This window comes from Verrucomicrobiaceae bacterium (assembly GCA_016713035.1).
Classification (GTDB): domain Bacteria; phylum Verrucomicrobiota; class Verrucomicrobiia; order Verrucomicrobiales; family Verrucomicrobiaceae; genus Prosthecobacter.
The window spans coordinates 101,581-126,743 of sequence record JADJPW010000003.1; the positions used below are offsets into that span (position 1 = coordinate 101,581).

2 protein-coding genes are annotated in these 25,163 nt (G+C 56.2%); both read right to left on the reverse strand.

The window, feature by feature from the left end; all coding sequences use genetic code 11:
- Nucleotides 1-8 precede the first annotated feature (8 nt).
- Complete coding sequence (locus tag IPK32_11655) at nt 9-10,007, reverse strand: putative Ig domain-containing protein (GenBank protein ID MBK8092605.1); 9,999 nt, start codon at nt 10,005-10,007, stop codon at nt 9-11.
- Between the two features lie 15 nt (nt 10,008-10,022).
- Nucleotides 10,023-25,028, reverse strand: a complete 15,006-nt coding sequence (locus tag IPK32_11660) for a putative Ig domain-containing protein (protein MBK8092606.1) — start codon at nt 25,026-25,028, stop codon at nt 10,023-10,025.
- Nucleotides 25,029-25,163: the final 135 nt, after the last annotated feature.

Consider the following 25,163-nt stretch of genomic DNA (forward strand, 5'->3'; position numbering starts at 1 on the left):
CTTTTCCCTCAAGGTGTGAGGAAGTAGGCGCGGAAAGGCTGGAGCAGAGGCTCATGAGTTACATCACGCGAGGTGAGCTCTTCGATCCAAATGCTTTCAGGGGAGAGCTGATAGTTCAGATAATTTGAGCTACCGGGCTGCGTGTCACCACTCCAAAGGCGCAATTTGCAGCCTGCGGAGGCTGGGAGGCTCGCAGGGGTGCGTGCCGTCAGTGTGGTGATGCCGCGGAAGACCGCATTGCTACCTGTCGCGGGCACTGGGCGTGGGAGTGGGCAGAGCTCTCCGATGAGTGTGAGCACTGCGGGCTGCTCGCGGAGTTGGAGGAGCATGCCCTCCTGGGGTGCAATGACGCGATCTGCTGCGCTGCTGAGTGAGGCATCTCCTTCACGCACCCATTTCAGGCTACCGCCTTCACTATGCAGCCAGTGGATGCGGAAGGTTTTTGCAGCGCTGTCATAGAAGAGCACGCGGTCTGCGGTGCTGGAACTGGTGCCACTGAGGAAATGATGCCCTGGTAGTAATGTGCCGAGTGTCCAGTGTGGACGGATGGCGATCCTCGCACCGGAGAGCGCTGCTGGCGGCGTCTGGCGGAGTGCGAGTGTTTCTGCCGTGGAGGTGCTGAGGTCGATGTCGAAGATATGGCCCGAGAGGGAGCCGTCCTGCACTTCGAGCAACGCAGCAGGATGTGCCGAGATGGCCTGGAGTATGTCGAGAGGGCCATTTTCGAGCTCTAGGACATTTTGAGTGACGGATTTCACGCGACCGATGAAGAACGCGGAGCGTAGCAAGGGCATGGAGAGTGTCTGACGGCCAACGGTCATCTCTTGACGCGTCCAGGCGTGGACGGCGCTGGTGGTGACGGCCTCTGGGGTGCCATTGAGGTCTGCATCGAGTGCGATATGGAGACGGATGTGGCCGGTGGCGAGCCTGCTGTCTATGTCGCGATAGACTGCGGTGGTAGTGCCATCGGTGTTTTGGACATTCAGCGGCACGAGGGAAAGTGTGCTCCATGCTTGTGCGTCTGAGCTGATCTGGAGTGTGTAGCGAATGTCTTTGAGCGTGGTCTGCGCACGGATGAGATGCGCATCCACGCCGCCTGTGGATGGATTCTGGCAAAGGAGGAAGTGAGCGGCGTGGCGACCATGCTGTGGCGGCGTGCTGAGGGCGTATTCGAGCAGATTTGTGCGCGAATCGGCGTCTGGATCGTCCAGGGGACTGTGGAGCACATTTTCCGCAGCCCATGCAGCGAACGTGGTGGCGGTGGAAACGGTGCTATCCCCATCCTGCACGCTGGTGACAGGTGAGAGCACATTTCTCTGTGTATTGCCACCAGCTGGGGCCCCAGGTGTACCGACATTGAGCGTGTAGGTGGCCAGTCCAAAGGCTCCCTTGGAATCCGTGGCACGCAAGACGACGCGGAAGATACCCGTGGTATTGGTGGTGCCGCTGAGGGAGCCCGTCGTGGTATCAAAAGTATAGGGCAACGTGCCGCTGACGAGCTGCCAGCTATATGGAGCTGTACCACCACCTGCGATGAATTGCGCATTGAAGGCCGTACCCACATAGCTCTGAGTCGTCGGTAGTGAGATACTAATGAGCGGTCCTGAAACCACGAAGCTGTAATTCATCAAGCGAGAAGCACCTGTGGCATCCTGCATGCGAAGGACAATGGGATAGGTGCCTGTCACTGCGGCTGAGCCTTGGATCAAGCCCGTGGCGGAATTCAAGGTCATGCCTGGGGGCAACGAGCCACCAATGATCATCCAAGAATAGCTACCACTACCACCAGTGCCGGTGAGCTGTGCTGTGTAGGCATCGCCGATGACGGCAGTCGGCAGCACACTCGGTGAAACATACAATTGAGGAGGGTCGATGGTGATGCTGAAATAGCGTGTGCTGGATTTGCTTGCTGTATCCGTGGCACGAAGAGCGAATTCATAAGTGCCTGCGGTAGCACCCGGTGAAATCGTGCCAGAGAGGATGGCGGTGCTGGTTCCACCTGAGGTTAACTGCAAACCAGGAGGCTGCATGCCGCTGACAATCTGCCAGCTTAAGGGAACACTGCCCCCGGCTCCCTCGAAGCTGACTGAATAGGTGGCACCAGACGTCGTCGAGGGCAGGATAGTGGGGGTGGAGGTAATGACGAGCGCGGAAGGCTGTGCCGTCAGGTAGCAAGTCCGCGTCGCACTGAGAGCGCCGCTGGTCGCTCGTAGGACAAAGGTGTGGGTGCCGAGCAGACTACTCGTTCCGATCAGCGCCCCCGTAGTGGCATCTAGTTGGATGCCCTGTGGTGGAGTTCCACTGACAAGTTCCCATGCCACCGATCCATTGCCACCAGTGACAGAGAGCTGCTGCTGATACTGCTCTCCTGGTATGTAGTTCGGCAGATTGACCGGAGAGATTTTCAAGACCGCAGGCATGAGGTTCAGCTCATAACGGGTAAAGCCGTATTGACCGTCGGAACTAACTGCACGGATGAAGAAACTGTGCAAGCCAGAGACGACCGGGACGCCACTGAGTTGCCCCGTCGTGGGAGAGAGCTGGAGGCCCTGTGGCAGACTATTCGAGCCGGTGACGGGCAATGCACTCCAGGTGAACGGACCATTTCCTCCAGCGGTGAACTGGGCGGTGTAGGTTGATCCCTGGGTGCCTGTGGGCAGAACAGCCGGATACACCTGGAAAGTCGGTGCCTTGACCTCGATCTTCGTATTCACGCGACCGAGTCGGCCAGTGGAATCATTGACCTGCACGGCGAACTGGAAGGTGCCCGCGACGAGTGGTGTGCCGAAAATTTGGCCAGTGGTGCTCAGAGTGAGCCCAGGTGGCAGTGAGCTGCCGCCAGATGAGTTTTGCACAGACCAGATGTATGGTGCAGTGCCTCCGCTCGTGGCGAATTGGGCACTGTAAGTGCTGAGGATGGAGCCCAACGGTAGCACTGTCGGAGTGATCGCGAGATAGGGGTGAATGACATGGATCGAGTAAGCACGGAGTCCATAGGCACCGCTGCTGTTGACCACTCTCACGATAATGGAGAAGACGCCCGTCTGAGTCGGTGTGCCATAAAAGTTGCCGTAACTGTTCATGAACATGCCTGGCACCTGACCAGATACGATGTCCCATGTGAAGCCACCAGCGCCGCCGGGCACCTGGAAAATAAAGCTCTGTGTTGTCCCCGTGGTGAACACTGGTGCGTCGCTCGGCATGATGGTCAGTGTCGGAGCGATCACATTGATGGTGAAGGCAGACTCTGCCACATTCCCCGCAGAATCATGCACGCAGACGACGAAGGAGAAGCTCCCAGATTCCAGCGGAGTACCAGAGAGCAGGCCACTGGAGCTGAGATTGACTCCTGGCGGAGGAGTACCGGAACCGACTAGATTCCAGCTATACGGTGTCGTGCCACCGGTGGCGAGGAACTGTGCATTATAAGAAGTGAAGCGTGCTCCATTGGGCAAAACAGTGGTCGAAATGACCAGTGGCACCGCAGGCGGTGGCCGGAATCCGAAGTCCACGGTCAATGTGCCGGAGGCGTCATAAACATCATCCTTGAAGCTGTCGATGCCATTTTCCCCGGTAGGATCAGTGACGCTGGAGTTGAGCGGCAGCGTGCCATGGGCGAGTTGGATGTTTCCTGAGCGCACCCCATCGAGAAGTGGTGTTCCCAGATCGAGACCGTTTTCATCATATCGATCATCGAGGTTCTGAATGACATCATACACGCCACCATTCTGTGTGGCACCATGACCAGCAGAGGAGACGCGGTTATGCAGATCACCACCTGAGGCGAACTCTTCCTTCGGAATGTAGAGGTAGTAGCTGCCCGCATTGCTGACCTGGAAGTAGTAGCTACCAGGAGTGGCTGTACCACCAGCGACTGCCGTGACCGTCTCCGCCACCGGTGGGGCAGAGGTCGGATCGCCGGCATTGTAGAGACGCACAGTGACTCCACCCACGCCGACATCACCGTTGTCGTATTTGCTATTATCGTTTTCGTCGAGGAACACGATATTACCCACGAAGAAGGTCTTCGGTTTGAAGCCAAAATCGACCGTGAGATTGATGTTCGCGTCGTCTTCGCCATCATCCGAGGCAGCAGAGTCGCCATTCTCGCCCGTATTTGCCGTGGGTTGTACATTCGGCTCAAAAGCCACTATCGGGGAACTCACTCCGGTCGTTGCAGGATTTGCCGTTGGCTGGGCGTCTTGATTATCAAAGTCATCTACCCCTGTGCTATTGATGGCAGGGATGAAGTCCCGCAGCATACCAGTAGCGGAGAACATCTCCTTCGGCACACGGACGAAGTAACGATGAATGCCCGTAGCAGGAGGCGCATAGAATAGATAATGCCCATCGACATCGGTCTGCGTGTTCGCAAGCACGGTATCAGTTCCGCTCGCCGTATCACGGTGTACCAGCTCGATGCTGATGCCGCTGAGGCTCTGGTCGATTCCATTAGGAGCTGGATTGAATGCACCATCTGCATTGAGATCTTTGAAGGCCAAATTTCCGATTCCGATGCGTGTCGCAAATCCAAAGTCCACGGTGAGGTCCGCCATATTATCGCCACTGACATTGTCCGAGCTGCCAAAGAGGCCGCCCTCGGTAGCCCCTGTCGGAGCCTGGCCATCGAGTAGCTCAATGACACCGGAATCGATGCCGACTTGATGCGGATTTTGTACATCCACACCATCTTCACCGAAGTTGTCGTCGATTCGAGCGGTGTGATTTCCACGCAGGCTCATTTTTCGATAGAGTGACCCTGGTGTGCCATTCATGACTTTGAAGTTGTCCGCAGCGACGTGGACTTTGTAATTGCCCGGAACCAGATTGGAGAAAGCATAGCGCCCTTCTGCGTCGGTGTAGGTGTTCTGCGTCATCGCCCAGCCAGATGGGTCTGTGGCGCTCGGCACTCGCAGAATCATCCACACATTCGGCACACCTTCACCCGCATCGGCCACGCCATTGAGGTTCGCATCGTTATAGACGAGGTTTCCGATGCTCATGAGCTGTGAAACGCTGCCGCCAGTGAAGCCAAAGTCGAACGTCATATCACCATTGGTATCCGCTGCATCGTCCTGGGTGGCTAGATAGCCACCTTCCGCCGCACCTGCTGGCTCCAGACCATGATCCAGATAGAAGGTGGCGGAGTACATTCCTAGCTCATCGGCATAATCCGTGTCGAAGCCGTTTTCGTCCGCATTATCGTCGATCTCATCGTCTTCGCCATTGCCCTGGATGGAGCTCATACCAGCCAGTGGTCCACCTGCGACGAAATTCGTTGCTGGCAGGAAGATGAAGAAACTACCAGCCTCATACGTGCGGAGACGATATGTGCCATCCGTGCCGGTCATCATGCTATCGACTGGCAGCGTTTCTGGGTCGTAGGGATCATCCCCCACACGGTGCAGACGCACTTCCACTCCTGGCAGGACACTATCTAGTCCGCTCTGGAAGGTGCCATTGCCATTGAGGTCACGGTAAACGAGATTTCCCACGGTCAGAGGCACCGGAGAGAAACCTAGGTCCACCGTGAGATCGCCATTGGCATCGTCTGAGTCATCATTTTCAGAGAGATAGCCGGTCTCGCCCGTGGTGGCTCTGGGTGATCCACCGCGCACAGCGACAAAATCCGGCGTGCGCACATAACTCGCCGTGAGGTTGTTTTGCATCGCATAGCCATCCTGTGCGACATCATCATCCCCAGCGGTGCTCTGTGGCACAGGCACGCCATCCGGAGAAGATGGCTGCTTGCCATACAGCGCGGAGCCTTGTTCGAATTGCGAGCCCGGCACACGGATGTGGTAGCTACCTGGAGCAACCTGGAAGGAATAGAAGCCGAAGCTATTTGTGACGGTGGAGGCCAACATGACGCCATTCGCCGTCTCATTGCTCCAGAGCTGCACCGTGACTCCAGAGATGCCCAATTCAGTGCCAGCATCCATGATGCCATCATTGTCATCATCTGCGAAAATAAGGTTCCCCACTCGCACTTGACGAACGAATCCGAAGTCCAACGTGAGGTCCACGGAGTCATCCGTATCATTATCCATCTCCCCATCGAGGCCGAGCTCCATCTCACCAGTCGGAGCAGCCCCACCAGCTAGAGTGAAGTCAGCGCTACGCACCCCAGTGACCGTCGGATTGCCCACATCGATCCCATCTTCTCCGGTATTATCATCGAGCATGAATGGGTCCTGACCAGCTTGCACGCCATAAACGCTGGAGGTCTGGTAAAGAGCCTCTCCAAAGGCAAAATTCGATGGTGGGATGCGGATAAAGTAAGTGCCTGGAGCGAGATTATCGAAACGGTAAGCACCGAACGAGCCAGTGTCCGTCGTGCTCAAGGGCAGATCATGGAGTGGGTCCATGTCGGAGCGGAAGATTTCGAGCGTGACTTTCTTGCCTAAGCCCGGTGTGTCGCCATCGACATTGTAGAAGCCATTGTAGTCCTCGTCGATGAAGACCACGTTGCCCACGCTCACGGGCTGCAAGAACCCAAAATCGACAGTCAGATCTGTATTGTTATCATCTACATCATCGATGTTTGCACGGTAGCCGGTCTCCAGGCCGGCATTCATCGGCTCTGAGTCCACTTGCAGCGTGATGGCGGCCGTGGAAATACCGGAATCAGCAAGGGTGTCGCTATCGACGCCATTATCATTGCTTGCGGCGATATTGTCGTCCACGCGATTGTCTCCGCCATGGCCAGGGAGAGATTTCCAACCCTCCAGAGGGGCTCCTGCGGCGAAGTTCTGTGGTGGCAGATGCACCAGATAGCCACCGGCGTCCAGATTCGAGAAGCGGTAGAGACCACCACCAGTCGTGGTGGTGCTAGCTAGCGGATAAATGCCCGGCCCAGGTGTCTCTGCGCCGTAGTAGAGCTCGACGACGACATCGTCCACGCCTTCGCCCAGATCAAATTTGCCGTCGCCGTCCATGTCTTTGTAAACAAGGTTTCCGATGCCGACGCCATTCTGCACAGCACTCACGAAGCCGAAATCCACGGTCAGATCGAAGTTATTATCATCGAAGACATCAATGTCTGCATCAATACCACTCTCGATGCCTCCGAAGTCGGCACTCACAGGTTCGTCGTCTGCTTGGAGCTGGATCACAGGACTCTGAATCCCGTAAATGAGTAGATCGGTGGTATCGATACCATTGTCACTACCAGCGCTGTCATCATCGAGCATCTCCGTAGGCGGCGTGACAGGGTCTGGTGTGCTGATATAGCGGTGCAGCGGTCTGCCGCGCTGGAACTGCTCTGCGGAGATATGAACGACGTAGCCACCTGGTGCCAGATTGCCAAAGAAGTACCGTCCGCCATCATCTGTCACCTGCGTGTGCAACGGCACGGCGAGACCTGGAGTCTGACTCTCTGAGTAGAGATCCACAGTCACGCCAGCCTTCGGTGTATCAATGGAGGAATCAAAGCGTCCATCGGAGTCTTCATCAATAAAGACCAAATTTCCCAGTCCAACTGGAGTCTGGAATCCGAAGTCGATGGTCAAATCAATCGCGGCATCGTTTTGGTCATCCGCATCGGCATTCACGCCTGATTCACCAGTGATCGCCGTAGGAGCAGAACCTGCGAAAATGGCCACTGGCAGCGAGGAGACGCCATAAAAAGCAGGATCACCGCCATTGATGCCGTCCTCGCCCACATCATCATCTCCGACGAGTCCTTCCTGGATGGAGACCGTGCGATGCAGTGGCTCCCCTTCAGCAAACATTTTGGAAGGAATGTGGACGACGTAAGTGCCCGCTAGCAGGTCATTAAACGTGTAAATGCCCGCTCCATCTGTCTGGGTGCTGCGATAGGCTGGGTCCGTGCCGGGGGTCTGTGTGCTGTAGTAAAGATCCACCGTCACTCCACCCACTCCTTCACCATCGGTGTAGGAGTTGGAATTGTCCTTATCACGGAAGACCAAGTTCCCCAGGGACACAGGTCGATACAGTCCAAAGTCCACGGTAAGGTCGATGTTCTCATCACCCAATGCGGAGTCTTCTTCGTAGTCCGTGCCGGTTTCGATGCCGGTCGGGTTGCTGGCCGTATTATCGACTGGCGCGGAGTTCGCCGTGAGGGTGATGCGGTCAGATGAAATGCCGGTATTCCACGGTTCCGTGGTGTCGATGCCGTTTTCGCCAGCGTCATCATCCCCTGGGCTGGTGCCAGGCAGAGAGAAGAGGCCCCTCAAACCACCGCCATTGGTGAACTGAGCTGCTGGGAGGTGCACGAAGTAGTCCACGGTCCACAGTCCCTCGAAGAGGTATTTGCCATATTCATCTGTGGTGGTGATGGCTAGCGGCTGATCGGTGCCAGGCACAGCACCCCAGAAGTAGAGCTCTACCGTGGCCTCGTTCACACCTTCACCAGCTCCGGGCCTACCATCGCCATTGAGATCATTAAAGACGAGATTTCCGATCCCCATATCACCAGGCTCCACAAAGCCGAAATCCACGGTCATATTCCCGTTGGCATCGACGACATAGTCATCGAGTTCACCGCCAGCATCACGCTCCACCGCGCTGACTCCATTTCCGAGTGGTTCATCACCAGGAGTGAGCGTGATGAGCGGGCTGACGACTTCTGTTTTATTGCCGCCGAGTTGGATGCCATTGTCATCGCCATCCTCGTTATTGTCTGTGATCCTGGTCGGAGGACTGCTGAAGCCATTATTCGCCAAGGCCTGACCAAGGCCGAAGTTCGTGTCTGGAATCCTGATCTGGTAAATACCTGGTGCCTGACCGCTGAAATAATAGAGCCCTTGTGAATTGGTGAATGTCCAGCCCACGCGTGCTTCCGCGCCATCGGCCACATTGCTATTGGCATCTCTCCAGAGCTCAACACGCACACCGGGGATACCGGTTTCGCCGTTATCGAGCCTGCCGTCGCCGTCTTCATCGTTCCAGACATGGGAGCCGATCGCCACGCTTTCCGGCAGCGGTGCAAAAGTCTTCCCGAGGCCGACATCCCGCGGTCCTGGCCAGATTTGATTATTCGGTCCAGGGGGCGATGGCATCGGCACTTCGAAAATGCTGACGACACCCGCAGGAGCTGGTGTTGGATCGATTTTCACCAAGGCACCGCTGGTATATGTAGTACCGCCGACCAGTGGCTTGCCCCAGCTATAACCTGCGGCATAAAGATGACCGTCAGAGGGATTATACTCGATGTCTGCGGTGACGACGCTCCCCTTCCCTGCACTGCTGATCGTGGCGAGGAGCTGCGGGTCGCCCGGTGTGGCAGGGTTTGTCAGATCGATGCTGAAAACCTCCCCATCGGCACGATTCACGCCGTAGAGAGTGCTGCCGTGGATGTCGATACCGGAGATGATGGCTAGAGATTGGCCACCAGTGACCATGTTCATCAGCTCAAACTCTGTGACGACCGTACCGAGCAATACCCCCGTGCTGGCACTGTGACGGCGAATCTCACGTGTGGTGCCCGACTCGATCACGAGGTAAATATTGCCATCTGGGCCGAAATTCAGATCCGTGATGCCTGCCTGGGAAATGAACGTGTATGGAGCTGCACCCATCGGTGCTCCTGGTGTGGGGCCGCCCGGCCCCTGGAAGCGCACCACACGCTGGCCGTTGGAGTCCACGACGTAGTAGTTGCCATCTGGGCCAAAGGCGAAGCAACTGATCCAGGACACTCCAGCTGCGCTGTTATCGAGCATGGCACCTTCATCAGCACCTGTGGCACTGATGCGGCGGATGTTGCTCGCACCGAAGTGGGAGGCATACCATTTACCATCTGGGCCGAGTTCGATGTTATAAGGCAGATCACCCCATTCACCGTCGCCTTGGCTGTGACTGACGCCGAAGTGAGAGATGAGATCGCCTTGATAAAGACCCGTCGTGGTATCAAAAGCCTGAATGCTGTCATCAAACGTCGCCGCGACATAAAGTGTGGGTCTCAGCCCCAACAGGCCAAAGTCGATCGTATTGTCACGGTAGGTGCCGCCACTGTTTCCTGGCTCGCCAGCGGGTGTGAGTGTCACGATCGGACTGTAGATCTAGCCACCGCTCACCTGGATGCCGTTATCGTCATTGTCGATGCCATTATCCGCCATGGTCGTGACGCTGCTGGAGAGCGAGTAGCCATCAGGTGGGGTCGGAATGCGCACATAGAGCTTTCCAGGAGCCAGCGCCGTGAAGGAGTACGTACCAGGCACACCAAGCACTGTCGTGGTCATCGTCGTGCGCAGCAGGGTGTCATCCGTTCCACCAATGACGAGGTCCGCACCAGTGCTCCAAACCTGCACCGTCACTCCATCAAGACCGTTTTCGCCAACATCGAGAGTACCATTGTCATTAAAATCATGCCAGATACGATTGCCCAACGTCATACCGCGGAAGAGCCCCACATCGACAGTGAAGTCTGTGTCACTATCCGCATCATCGACAGTAGGCTCTACTCCAGCAGCCAGGGCGATCACGGGGCTGTAAATCGCAGTTCCAGGGCCACTAGGCTGGCTGGCACCGTTGTTGTCCAGATCGACGCCGTTATCCAAATTGACAGGATTTCCACCAGGGATCGGCAAGGTGGCAGGCGGCAACACGCGGATGAAGTAGGCACTTGGTAGCAGATTATCGAAATGATACTGACCCAGTGCTCCCGTCGTCTGTGATGTGATTAGGACATCGCTATTACTTCCCGCACCACCGATGGCGGCATCATCACCGGCATCCCAGAGCTCCACAGTCACGTCCTTCACGCCCGCTTCACCATTATCATGGAGGCCATTGAAGTTGTTATCCTCGTAAATGATGTCTCCAAGGCCCAAACCTTTCACCTGGAGTGTGTAGGAGAGCGTGCCGGGGCAGTTATAGGCATCGCGGGCGCGGACAGTGAAGTTTGCGTAGCCGAAAACAGTCGGTGTGCCAGTGATGCGGCCTGCATTGTTCATAGTCATCCCAGCAGGCAGTGCCCCAGCGATGATGTCGAACACATAAGGACCATGTCCACCCGTAGCGGTGATTTGCTGGTCATAGCTGGCCTGGAGATAGGCATGTGGCAGCGGATCTGGCGGCGACAGTGTCACCGCCGGGCAGATGACGCTGAAATTGTAGTCGATGCTGCCTTTGCACCCATAAATGTCCGTTGTCTCCACGCGGATGAAGGCTGTCGTCTGCTCTGTCGGCGTGCCTGAGATCACACCGTTCGTGGCGAGAGTCAGACCAGCAGGCAGCGCCCCGGTATTCAGCGTCCAGGTATAGGGAGCCTCTCCGCCACTAGCTGTCAGTGTGCGCAAATAGGAGGTACCCACGACTCCATCTGTCAGAGAAGCAGGACTGATGCTGATCGGCCCACACTCCAGCATGAGGGTGAAGGGCTGTGTTCCTGGGCAGTCGTTTGCATCGAGCACCTGAATGACAAAGTTATAACTACCAGGCGCATCGGTGCATGTGCCACTGATGAGGCCCGCTGTGGAGATGCTGAGTCCCGTGGGCAAGGTGCTACCACCCTGTACACTGAAGCGATAGGGTGCTGTACCGCCGCTCGCAGAGAGCTGCTGTGAGTAGGCCACTTTCCGCTGCGCTATCGGCAGCACTGGCGGCGTGATCGTGATCGGCGGGCAATCCACCGTGAGTGTGTAGCGCTTTGTCTTGTAGCAGCCATCGGAGTCGGAAACACCGACATCGAATGTGTAGCTACCTAGGGTCGTGGGTGTGCCACTGAGCACTCCACCATTGGAAAATGAGATTCCTGGAGGCATCACTCCATTATCCAACACCCAGGCATAGGGCGATGCGCCGCCACTCACGCTCAAGTTCTGGCTATAAGTGGCATATTGCGTCGCTGGAGGCAGCGTGCCTGGCGTGATGTCGAGCAAAGGACATACCACATTGATACGCAGAGGCTTCGTTGCGGAGCAATTCACCGCATCTGTGACACGCACAGTGAAATCATAAGCCCCAGCCTGCGCAGTGACCGTGCCACTGATCAGTCCAGATGTGCTCAGGCTCAGACCTGCGGGCAACTGGCCACCAATCAGGCTCCACTGATAAGGCGTGCTGCCACCAGAGGCATTCAGCTGCAAATCGCTATATGCAGAACCCTTCACGCCATCAGCTAAAGGCGAGCTATTGAGGATGGTGATGTCTGGGCACTGCACCACGACGGGCAGCACGATCGACGCTGAGCAAGAAGCGGCATCCGTGGCTGTCAGTGTGATGTTATAGGTGCCAGGGGAACTCGTCGGTGTGCCGCCCAAGGATCCTGCACTGTTCAGTGTCATACCCGATGGGAGCGTACCCGTGTAACTCCATAGCACAGGTGCATTTGCACCATTCGCGGTGAAATTCACCGGGCCATAGGATTGATACATCTTCGCGGCACCCACGCTTGTCGGGCTGATGCTGATGTCTGGGCAAAGGATCGTCCATGGGATGACCGCCTGCACATAGCAGCCATTCACATCAGTGACCCGGACGGTAAAGTTGTAGTTTCCTGGAGCTCCGTTGATCGTGCCAGAGAGCAGGCCTCCAGCAGCGAGTGTCACTCCCGCTGGCAGAGTGCCACTTTGCAACGTGTAAGTGAAAGGAGCCGTGCCACTGCCACTGACCGTGAATTGCTGGCTGAAGCTGGTACGTTGTTTTGCTGTCGCGAGACTGGTGGGGGAAAGCGCCATGTTCGCACAGACGACATTCAGCGGGAAAATACCCGTCGTTGAGCAATTGGCAGCATCCACGACACGAATATTTAGCGAGTAATTGGCCGGCATAGCCGTCACGCTGCTAGAGGAGAGCACCCCGCCGCTGCTCAGAGTGAATCCATCTGGCAAGACACCAGAAGCCAGGCTGAAAACATACGGACTCGTGCCGCCAGCAGCGCTAAAAGCAGCACTATACGATGCAAATCTCTGCGCATCAGTGAGCGGAGATGGAGTCGAGGAAAGGGTGATCGTGCCACAAGGACGCAGACCGAAGTCGATGGTATCCTCCGCATTGGTGATGCCGCTAGGTGCGGGCTCAGCCCCGGCGGTCAGCGTAAAGACCATGGAGCGAATCTCGGTGCCTGCACCGCCTGTTTGCACGCCATTGTTATCTTCATTGACACCATTATCAGCCTGCACCGCCGTGCTGCTGGCTAGCGGATAAAGAGCAGGTGGCGTAAAGCGCACATAATAGGTTCCTGGCACATACGTGCGCAGGCTATACAAGCCATTGGCACCGCTGGAGGCCGTGCGCACGAGGGTATCCGCATTGATACCCGTCCCACCCGGCAGTCCATCCGCCCCGGTGCTCATGAGATCCATCTGCACACCGGTGATGCCGCCACTGGACATTTCTGTTCCACTATCCCGCAGGCCATTGTTGTTCTCATCATTCCAGACATGGCTACCCACGGTGATGCCAGTAAAGAGGCCAAAGTCGATGGTGGCATCGCAGTTTGCATCATCACCATCGACTGCATTATCAGGCTCTGCGCCTGGTGTCAGCATAATGACGGGGCTGTAGATGAATGTGGCCACTCCACCGGGCTGGGAGCCATTGTTGTCATTATTCACGCGATTGTCACTGGTGACCACATTTCCTCCGGTGATCGGATAGAACACAGGAGGCGAAACACGCACGTAATATGGACCCGGCACGAGATTCACGAAGCTGTATGCCCCTGAGGCCCCTGTCACAAAGGTGCTGCCCACCTGATAATCTGCTCCAGAGCCGCTACCGCCGATCACGCCATCGGTGCCAGGGCTAAAAAGCTGCACGGACACACCCGAGATGCCGCTCTCGGCACCATCGAGCACGCCATTGAGGTTCGTATCGCTGTAAACGAGATTCCCGATGCAAACCCACGGTGAGCTAGGGCAGAGCTCCGTCACTACCACCTCCACCCCCGCCGGATCGGTGACAAAAGAGCCGTTTGAAGCTGAATTGAATGCGGTGAGCGCCCCTGCTGCATTGTAGGTCGGAGCAGCACTCAGATCATGATGCTGCAGCACCACTCCAGCATTCGAGCCGAAGATCATTCCCTGCCATTGCGCTGGATCGACACCGATTCCCGTCCAGTTCGAGCCATTATTTACGCGAGCGAGATTCAGTGTCATTTCGAATCGCACATTGGCACCGACTTCCGTGGCTTTTACTTCCAGCACATCACCGGCAGTCGTGCTGCCAGGCGCATTGGAGAGGAGGATGTTGCTTGCCGTCTGCCAACTACTCAGTCCCAAGCTCGTGTTATAGCGATACATCGTCACTCGCGGAGCAGCACGGTTCGTGGCATCCAGATAAAGAATCGCATGCTGCGCTGTGGCGGGGTCTGAACCCGTGCTAAGGATCAGCGTGACTGCATCCACCTTTGCGGCACCGATCTGCTGGAAGACAGCATCCAGCTTCACACGGGCCAATGCGGCATCATAAATGACATCAAAACCAGTCGGATAGGCCGTGACGGCACTGTAATTGAAGTCATAGGACTGATCAGGCTGCCATTCGCTCACACGCTCCAGCAGCGTGCCATCAAGATTGGCATCACTAAGGAAGAAATGGTAACAGGCCGTCGGATTGACCGTGGCCGCTTTGAAACCGAGATCGACGGTCATGTTGCCATTGTTATCATCTCCATCATCTAGTGTATTGCTGGCTCCAGTCTCACTGCCGCTATTGATTGGCTCACTGGAGTCAGCGAGGGTGATGACATTGCTGGAGATGCCGTTGGTCGCTGGCTGGGCATTATCCAAACCGTTGTCATTGCCTATGAGGTTATCATCCCGATTATCGTCATTCGGCAGAGCTGGCGTGATGGACACGGTATTGACCAATGGCTTACCACTTCCGAACTCAGATGCTGGGATACGCACATAATAATCACCCGGCAGCAATCCCGTGAACTGATAGCGACCACGGGTGAAGAAGCTACCGCTCGTGAGAGTGGACTGGAGAAAAACGCCATTGCCATCAAAAAGCTCTACGACCACGCTGCCGATACCCTCACCGAAATCGAAACGCCCATCATTGTCACCGTCTTTGTAAACCATGTTGCCCAGAGAGCAGTAGGTAGGCCGCAGACCGAAGTCGATGGTATTGTCCGCATTTCCACCAAATGGAGCTACAAGGCTGCCAGGCTCCGTCAGAGCGGAAAGCGTGACGATTCCAGAATAGATCGGAGCACCTGTGGCCGACTGCGTGATGCCATTATTGTCTCCATCGACGCCGTTATCCGCACTGGTGCTCACACTGCTGCGCCGTGGGTGAGTGATCGGCGGCGTGAGGCGGATGTAGTAGTAGCCCGCGCTCAATCCACTGAAGCTGTAAGCCCCATCCGCCCCTGTGGTGAACGCTGTGCCGATCTGTGTATCGTTGCCATTGTTCACTGTCGTATCGGTCGATTTAAAGAGTGCCAACTGGGCATTAGCCACACCGTCTTCACCAGCATCGAAGAGGCCGTCATTGTCCTCATCACTCCATACTAAGTTCCCCATGACCAGCGAGGCACAGAAACCAAAGTCGATCGTCATCTCCTGGTTCGTTGAACCACCGACACCCGGCTCAGCATTAAACGCGAGCTGAATCACTGGGCTGCGCACAGGAGAGCCTATGCCACCGCTTTGCAGACCGTTGCTGTCATTATCTTCGCCATTATCCGCTGGATCAGCGGGAGCCGCAGTTGGCCATTCAGGATTGAGCACCGGTAGCCGCACATAGTAATTCCCTGCGGGCAGTCCAGAAAAGAGATAGTAGCCATTCGCATCCGTCTGAGTGGTTTGGAGCATTTGGTCGTCTCCGGTGTCAGGCAGTCCATCCACGCCGGGTTGCCAGAGCTGAACGGCGAGACCTGGAAGACCAGGTTCTTTGGGATTTTTGAGCCCATTGCAGTTCGTATCCGCCCATACGTAGTCACCGATGGAAAGAGATGGTGGTGAGCACGTCGCACTGCCTTCCAGCAAAAGATTATCAATGTCGATGTAGCCACTGCCATCACCACCCCAGAGATACAGCTCCAGCAAGAAAGAACGACCTGCCAGGCCCGCACCAGTGGGAAGCGCCGTCGCTCCGCCCATGAACTGGTCAAAAGCGAGCTGGAGGGAATACCATGAAGACACCGCACTCAATGTGAAGGTACTTGTAGCGGCCGAGCGAGTCACGGAGCCGTCTTTCCAGGAAAGGATGGCTTTCCCCTGCACCGGTGACGTGCTGCCTGTGCGGTTGATGTCAAAGAGCAGGCGTCCGACAGTTCCTGTCGCGGTCGGGTCCATGTCAAAACGCAGCCACAGGCTGTCTGGGCGCTGATTCAGCAGTGTCGGCGGACTATCGTAAGCCAGGTCATAACTACCATCCCATCCACGCATGCGGCGACTGAGTGCGCCACCACGCACCGGACCATTGGACGTAGGCTCGCTGATGTCGGCTAGACCGTTCATATCGTCCTCGATCTGAATCTTCGCAGCATTGACGACGCAGGGATTCTTGTAGCTAGGATAGACTGGCAGACCGCCGCTGCTGGCATTTAGAGTGTATTCCAGCAGATTATTGATCTGCGTTGGCATGGCACGGAAACCGAAGTCCACTGTGAGATTATCCCCCAAGTTCGTGATCGGCAGAGTTCCCGGAGCCTGACCAGGACTCAGCGTGATCAAGGGGCTCCGCGCCAGCGTACCACTGCCACTTGGCTGCAAAGCATTGTTGTCATTGTCGATGAGATCATCTGCATTCACCTGCGGACCGGATGAATAAGGCTGTGCAGTAGGCGCAGTGACCTGCACGTAGTATTTGCCCGGTGCCAAGCCAGCAAAGGAGTAATCACCCAGTGCACCACTCGTCATGGAAGTGACGAGCTGATCGTCTGCATTGCCGATGGTGCTATCTACCGTCGAATACAGAGCGAGGCCCACTCCTGGGATACCCGTTTCACCAGCATCAAGGTCGCCACCTTGATCGAGATCGTTCCAGACGATGTTGCCCAGCTTGATGCCATGAATGTCGATGGTGAAATCTCGTGTACCTGAGCAGCCAGCGCCATCCACACTAAGCAGGGTAAATGTAGAACTACCCGTCGCCGTGGGAGTGCCGCTGATTAGACCATTGGTGCCCGTCAGTGAGATACCAGGAGGCAAGGAGCCCGCTACCACGCTGTAAGTATAGGGAGCCTTGCCCTTGGTGGTGCTCACCGTCTGGTTATACGCGACACCCTTCATCCCCCAAGGCAAAGAAGCTGGCGCTAGCACCAGTGCTGGACAGCTCACGTTCACAGTGACGTCCGCCGTCTTTACGCAGCCAAAAACATCACTCGCCTGGATGGTGAATACATTCGCGCCCGTCACTTCTGGCACCCCACCCAATCCACCCGATGGCGACAATGTCAGCCCCGCAGGTAAGGTGCTGCCAGAGGCCACGCTCCAGGTGTAAGGAGCGGTGCCTCCAGTGGCATCGAAAGTCTCCGAAATCGCTTCCCCGATCACCCCATTCGTAAGCAGCGGAGAAACGGTGATGTCTGGACAGCGCAGCGTGAGCACGTAGCTGATTACAGCCGGACAGTTATTCGAGTCACGCGCGGTGATGGTGACGGAGTAGTTCCCAGCCGCACTGGTGGGGATACCGCTAATTAGCCCGCTCGAATTGATCGACATCCCCGTGGGGAAGGCCCCCGAAGTGCGGGACCAAGTATATCCCGGCACACCACCCGTGACCGTGAGCTGCTGATTGTAGTTTTGCCCCACCACTGCCTCGGGCAGTGAATCTGGATCAATATCCATCGGTGGGCACTCCACCGCGAGCACTAGATCCTGGCGCTGGAAGCAATTGTAGGCATCACGCACCTCCACGCTGAAATTGAAGGAACCTACCACTGTCGGCGTGCCGCTGATGAGTCCACCGCTGGAAAGCGTGACACCGGCAGGCAGTGCCCCACTATAGAGTGTCCACTGATAAGGAGCCGTACCGCCGGTGGCGGTGAGTTGCTGACTATACGCCGTGGTCGTCTTCCCTGGTGGCAATGTTTTGGGATTGATGTCGATGACGCTGCACTCTACCGCGACGCTCATGTTTTTCTCCGCCGAGCAGGCAGCAGTATCGGAGGCACGCACGCGGAAGTTATACACTCCAGGAGCAGCCGAAGTGGTGCCTGCGAGCTGCCCTGCGCTATTCAAGGTGATCCCAGCAGGCAGTGCACCGTTCACCAGAGTCCAGGTGTAGGGATCATTGCCGCCAGTGGCGGAGAGATTCTGGCTATACGGCGTGTACTGAGTGATCACAGGCAACGAGGCAGGCCCGATGCTAATGTCTGGGCAAGTAATGCGGAGTGTGACGGTCACATCTCCCGTACATGCCGCAGCCGAGCCGTCTGTGGCCCGGATGGTAAATGTGTGATCGCCTGGCGGCGCCGTGGGCGTGCCACTCAGGAGGCCTGCATTGCTCAACAGCATTCCCGCTGGCAAAGTCGAACCAGAGGCAACCGCAAACGTGTATGGAGCATTCCCACCTGTCGCCTGGAACTGCACCGCAGTGTACTGGGTGAACTGCTTCGCATCACTGAGCGTCGTGGGGGTGAGAGTGATGGTCGGGCACTTCACCAGCAGCGTGACTTGGCGCTCGCCCGTGCAGTTATTCGCATCACGGGCACGTACGGTGAAGGTATAGAGGCCTGGAACTGAGCCTGGGGTGCCCCCGAGCACACCCGCTGTGCTGAAAGTCATACCAGTGGGCATCGCACCACTGCTGATGCTCCAGCTATAAGAAGCCGTGCCGCCTGTGGCCTGGAAGTTCACATCTGAATACGGCACATACTGCTTGGCATCCACCAGCGTCGCTGGCGTGATGCTGATCTGCGGACACACGATCCGCAGTGTGTAGGAGCGCACACCAAGGCATCCATACACATCCGCTACACGCACGGTGAAGGGATAATCCGCTGGCGCAGCAGTGGGCGTGCCTGCGATTTCGCCAGTGGTTGTGCTCACGCTGATGCCTGCTGGCACGCCATTGTTGAGATTCTGCGTGATCGCGTAACGCGCACTGGCCTCCGCCACACTTAGCGCACGGTTGTAAAGGATCACTTCATCGAGCTTGCCCTGCCAAGCAGTGCCTGCCGTGGAGCTGCCCCCCATCACAAGAGGCACATTGTTATGAACCAATGCGGCGGCGAATGGCTTTGTAGCAGCTAAAGCACCGTCGATACAAAGATTTAGATTCACACGGTCATAGGTCACCGTCACATGATGCCAGGCGTTCGCAGTCAAAGCGGCCTCGACAAACTCGGAACTAGCCGTGGAAGCATTTCCATTGATGAAGAAGCGAACTTGGGATCCGCCACCCGTTTGGATCAAACCGTAGCCACTGCTCAATCCGGCTAAATCTGCCGTTTTGGCGACCAAAACGCGATTTCCACTAGCTGAGCCATTTTCTGCATACACCCAGGCTTCCACTGTCAAGTTCGCCGGACGCTGCGAGGAGTGATCCGCCACCTGGACATAATCATCGGCTCCATCGAAAGCAAAAGCTTGAGCGATACGGCCCGTGTTAAAGCCCATACCGCCGAAAAGCGCCCCTGTATTGCCCAGCATGACCTCCGCACCGCCACCTTCACCAGGCCACCAAGCCACCGCACCAGTTAGCGGCGCTGGACTTGCACTCCAAGTGTAAGGCGCTGTGCCACTGGCTACCAACAAAGGCTGTGAATAAGACGAATACTGTGTGGATGGCGGCAAGGTGCTGGGCGTGATCGTCAGCGTAGGGCAGAAGAGACGGAGCGTGTAGCTCTGCTGGCCGTAACAGCCTGTGTTATCCGTGCTGCGTATGACCAGTGGGTAATTCCCCGGTGCAGCCGCCGCGCCAGGAATGCCGCTGAGCAGACCTGCCGGACTCAGAGTCATGCCCGCAGGAAGTGAGCCACTCGTGATCGAATAAACATAGCCACCCGCACCGCCGAATGAGTTTAGCGAGAGATTGTAGTTCGCATACTGCGTCGCCAAAGCGAGCGTACCTGGGCTCAGCGTGATGGCTGGGCAGGCGCGGAAGCCAAAGTCGATGGTGTTTTCCACGTTCGTCGCCCCCGTCGATCCCGGCTCACCACCTGCCGTGAGAGTAATGAGCGGACTCAGAGCCGCTGTCCCCTGTCCTGCTGGCTGGAGTGCATTGCTGTCATTGTTTTCTCCATTATCCGAGTTGTCCGCGATACCGCTCACCAGCGGAGTAGCGGCGGGAGGCGTAGGCACTCGCAGGCGATACTGACCAGGGGTGAAAACGAGGAAAGAATAGATACCACTGCTATTGGTGAGCGTGTCTGTGATGAGTGTGCCTGCACTATTGAGCAGCTCTACCTTCACCCCTGGTCCCAGCGTGCTCTCACTGCTACTGGTGAAGATGCCATCATTGTTCGCATCATGGAAAAGCTGATCTCCCAGCTGAATACCTGTGAAGAGGCCGAAATCGACGCTCAGCTCTGTATCAGGATCGGTGTCGCCATCATTGGTGGGCTCTAGACCTTTGGTGAGCGTGATGACTGGGCTATAGATCGGCGTTCCTGGGCCACCAGGTTGTGCGCCGTTGTTGTCATTGTTGATCTGGTTGTCGCTGGTGACGACATTGCCACCAGTGGCAGGGTAGCTGGCATTCGGGGTGACGCGGACGTAGTAGAATCCATCAATGAGGCCTGTGAAGTTATAGTCGCCAGTGGCGGTCGTGGTCGTGGTGGCCACGAGCATATCGTCTGCGTCACCGATCGTCGTATTTGCAGTCGTAAAGAGCGCTACGGCGACATTTGGCACACCCAGTTCCCCATTGGCCCCGGTATTGCGCACTCCATCACGGTTCGCATCATTCCAAACGAGATTTCCCAATGTCAGCGTGGCACTCGTAGGCACCTCGCAAAGGGAGAGATAGTCAGCCACGATCGGATTCGTGCTGCTACCGCCGGAGAAAACAAAGGAAGCGGTGTCGATCTGCGTCGGTGTGGCAGTAGCCGCAATACGGAAGCGATACTTAAACTGCCTCCACACAGGAGCAGGTGAACTGGTCGGTGAGGCATCACTCCACCCACTGTAATCACCCGCAGTGAATGCAGGACGTGGAGTGCCATCCATTGCGCTCTGTGGCACCGTGAAGTACTGGTAAACACCCGGAGTGCCCCCCGTGATGATTTGGAAAACCTGCGCCTGTGCTCCGAGATCCCAAATGACCGAAGCCGTCGCGGCACTGGCATTCGCAGCCCATGCTGAGAGCTCATACTCATGCCCGGCCTGGAGTACGCTGCTCCATGCTCCGCCACCAGTAGCACGCATGCTCACGCACGAGTTCGTCCCCTGAAGAAGGAGCATGCGGCGTCCATGACGCGGCTTGAAGCTATCCACCCAGCTCACTTTGCTGCCATTATTTCCAGGAAGCACTTCCACACGCTGGATCGGGCTACCAAGGCCCGAATTCCCCGTTACACCACCTGTCCATTGCAGTGCATTGAGATTATTCCCGAAGAAGGTTACGCCCGTAGTAAAGCCGAGCACCCGCGTAGCGACTCCGGTTGCATTTGCTGTGCCGCTCACTTCAAAGCTCGGGTTGTCGAAGAGGTTTGTGACATAGCATGGATCCAGATTCGCGAAACCGAGGTCAATGGTGCTATTGCAATCCGTACCATCGCCATCCACACCGGTTCCCGGCTCAGCGCCTGCTGTCAGAGTGAAAAGCGCGGAGTGAACCGCTGTCCCGGAGCCTCCTGGCTGAAGGGCATTGCTGTCGTTGTTGATATTGTTGTCCAAAGCCACGCCATTGGCACTGACTTGTGGGAAAAAGACAGGCACCGTGGGAATGCGGACATAGTAGGAGCCTGGCTGGAGATTCTCGAAGAGGTATTGCCCATTCGCGTCCGTAAAGTCCGAGTTGCGAACGACGGCATCATCACCCGATCCATTATTCACCACGCCGTCGGCACCCGCAGTCCAGAGCTGAATGGGCAAGCCAGGGATACCGCTTTCCACACTCTGACGCACACCATCATTATTCATATCCACCCAGACCTGATTTCCCACACACATTTGAGCGGCGACCTCGCACATATACATGTCATCGACCGCGATCGGGCCACTATTCGTGCCTGCGGCGATGATGAGGCTAGCCTGATCGATCTGCGCCGCAGTCGCCGTAGCCGGGATGGAAAAGCGGAAGGTGAATTTACGCCAATTCGGCCGCGCATTGTTCGCAGTAGCCTCATTCCATCCATTGTAGTCTGCAGCACTGAATTTCGTCGCTGGAGATCCGATCCACTTTTGCTGTGTGGCGATGTAATACTGGTAATTGACTCCATCGACTCGGAAGAGGCTTGCTCCAGCTTCGAGCGTCAGATTGAAGGATGCATCTGTAGAGGACGCCGTGTCAGCCCACAGAGCCACTTCATACGTTTTTCCGGCTTGCAGGGCAGCACTCCAGTTACCGCCACCGAAAGCACGGAGATCGAGGCATGAATTTGTGCCTTCTAATAAGACATAGCGTTTACCAGCACGGGCTTTGAAGCTCTCCACCCAGCCAACCTTCGCCGCAGCGCCCACTGCGAGCACCTGCATGCGCTGGATCGGTGCATTGAAGGGGCTCACGCCATTCACACTGCCCACCCAGCGTAGCGCATTCACGCCCGCACCAAAGCTCATACCCGCGCCATCGTATCCGAGTGCTGCGATCTGAGCCCCGTTCGTATTAGGACTGCCATTGAGCTCAAAACTGGCATTGTCGATGAGATTGAAGGCATAACACGGATCAGGATTACGGAAGCCGAAGTCCACTGTGAGGTCCCCATCTCTCCCATCCCCATCCACGGCTGTATCTGGCTCTGTATCGGTGCTCAAATTGATCACTGGACTATTCACAGCTGCTCCACTGGCACTCTGGATGCCATTGCTATCGTTGGCGATGCCATTATCCGAGTTAACCGAAACTGTCGCCTGCGGGTAAAAGGCGGGAGGGGATGGAATACGCACATAAACCATGCCTGGGAGCAATTGGTTAAAGACATACCCGCCATTGATGTCTGTCGTCTTGGAGGCACCGATCTGCACATCGTCTCCAGCGCCATTTTCAGCGATGGCATTCGCTCCAGGAGACCATAGCTGCACCGCTAATCCTGGGACTCCCGGCTCATTCGCGTCTTGCAGGCCATCTCCATCATTATCCAACCACACTCGATTTCCGATGCTCATGATCGGCACGCTGAGATCACACAGATACATGTCATCGATAGCGATTGGTCCACTGTTTGTGCCAGCGGCGATGATGAGGCTAGCCTGATCGATCTGTGCTGCGGTCGCGGTTGCTGGGATGGAGAAGCGGAAGGTGAATTTGCGCCAGTTCGGGCGTGTATTATTCGCAGTGGCCTCATTCCATCCATTGTAGTCTGCCGCGCTGAATTTCGTCGCTGGAGCCCCATTCCATAGTTGCTGTGTGGCGATGAAGTATTGGTGGTCCACATTGGCTACGCTGAAAATATTCGCACCAGCCTCTAGCGTGAGATTGAAGGATGCATCCGCTGCAGAGGCGGTATCTGCCCACAAGGCAACTTCATAGGTCTTTCCAGGCTGGAGAGCACTGCTCCACTCTCCGCCAGCGAAAGCCCGTAGATCGATGCATGAGTTTGTGCCCTCTAGTAAGACATAGCGCTTTCCAGCGCGGGCTTTGAGGCTCTCCACCCAGCTCACCTTGGCCGTAGCGCCTACTGCGAGCACCTGCATGCGCTGAATCGGCGCATTAAATGGGCTCACGCCATTCACACCACCCACCCAGCGCAGCGCATTCACGTTCGCACCGAAACTCATGCCCGCGCCATCGTATCCGAGCTCTGCGATTGATGTCCCGTTTGTATTGGCACTGCCGTTGAATTCAAAGCTAGCGTTGTCGATCAGATTGACGGAGTAGCAGCGATCTGGATTTTGGAAGCCGAAATCCACCGTGAAATCGCCATTGATGCTATTTCCATCCACCTCATTGCTGGGCTCAGCTCCTCTATTGAGCATGATGATCGGACTACGAACAGCCGCCCCCATGGTGCTCTGAATGCCATTGCTGTCCGTGTTCACTCGGTTATCCGCATTTACCGAAATCGTGGCTCTGGGGTAATTCACCGGAGTGGATGGAATGCGCACATAAACAGCGCCTTCTGCCAAATTCTCAAATGCGTAATGCCCGTCGATGTCTGTCTGCACTGCGGCTCCGATTTGGACATCATCTCCACCACCGTTTTCTTCCAGTCCATTGGCCCCAGGGGACCAGAGCTGCACGCTCACGCCAGGGATGCCGAATTCCGTGGCGTCCTGTTGGCCGTCCCCATCGTTGTCCAACCAGACGCGGTTACCGATGCTAGGCCCACTGAGCACTGCGGTTTGGAGAGAAAAGTTCGCCGTGGCCTTCTTCGGCACGGTGATGCGATCATCCATGGTATCGCTATCGAAGCTGCCCACACCACCCCAGGCCACATCAAAGCCCGTATTGGGAATGCGGAATAGGCCATGAAAGAGTGAAAGGTCGGCCGAGGTCGGCAGAGTCCAGTGATCGGCGGTGAAAAGGGCCCACTCCGCTCCATTTTCGATGTCGTTGGAGTTGGATATCCAGTAGTAGAATTTGCTACCAGGTGTGAAGTCATAGGCCGGAGCCCCACCATTGTCCGAAGTGCGGATGACCGAGCCCACTCGCTCCACATTGAATGTTCCCGTGAAGAAGTCCCCACCACCCACTGGCTGCGGAGAGCTGTAATCACTCGGCCCGAGGATGTCCAATGGGTGCCAATGGTTACGCCACTCGGAGGGAGAACTCGTGCTCAAATTAAACCCTCCAGCGGAGTCGAAGACACCGATCTCAAACCTCACGCCTGAGGCTGCCAGCGCTGCCGACGTGGGAAAGTCTTGTCCATTGCTGAAATAGATCTGCCCATCGGTAGTGTTCCCCCAGGTGATCGTCCCAGCGTAGGAGTCACCAGTAATTTGAAGAAAAAAGCATCCCAGGATCACCCAGAAATAATTAACATATTTTTTATAGTTAAAAACAGCTCTCCAAAAAGGCGGTGTGCCGCCTTTGGCGTAGGCCGTGTTGATAGCTATAAGCATTTAGTCTTTCGTATTTTTTTCACTTTAAAGACATGATTCATATTTTCAATAACAAATCAGTAAATTTGTAAGTGTTTGCTAATAAATTAATTTTTATTTATTTCATTTTGTATAATAATTAAATTTTTTGTCATA

Bases quoted from the DNA above. Each gene is read 5' to 3' on its own strand.
- IPK32_11660 (MBK8092606.1), bottom strand. From the start codon at position 25,028: ATGCTTATAGCTATCAACACGGCCTACGCCAAAGGCGGCACACCGCCT.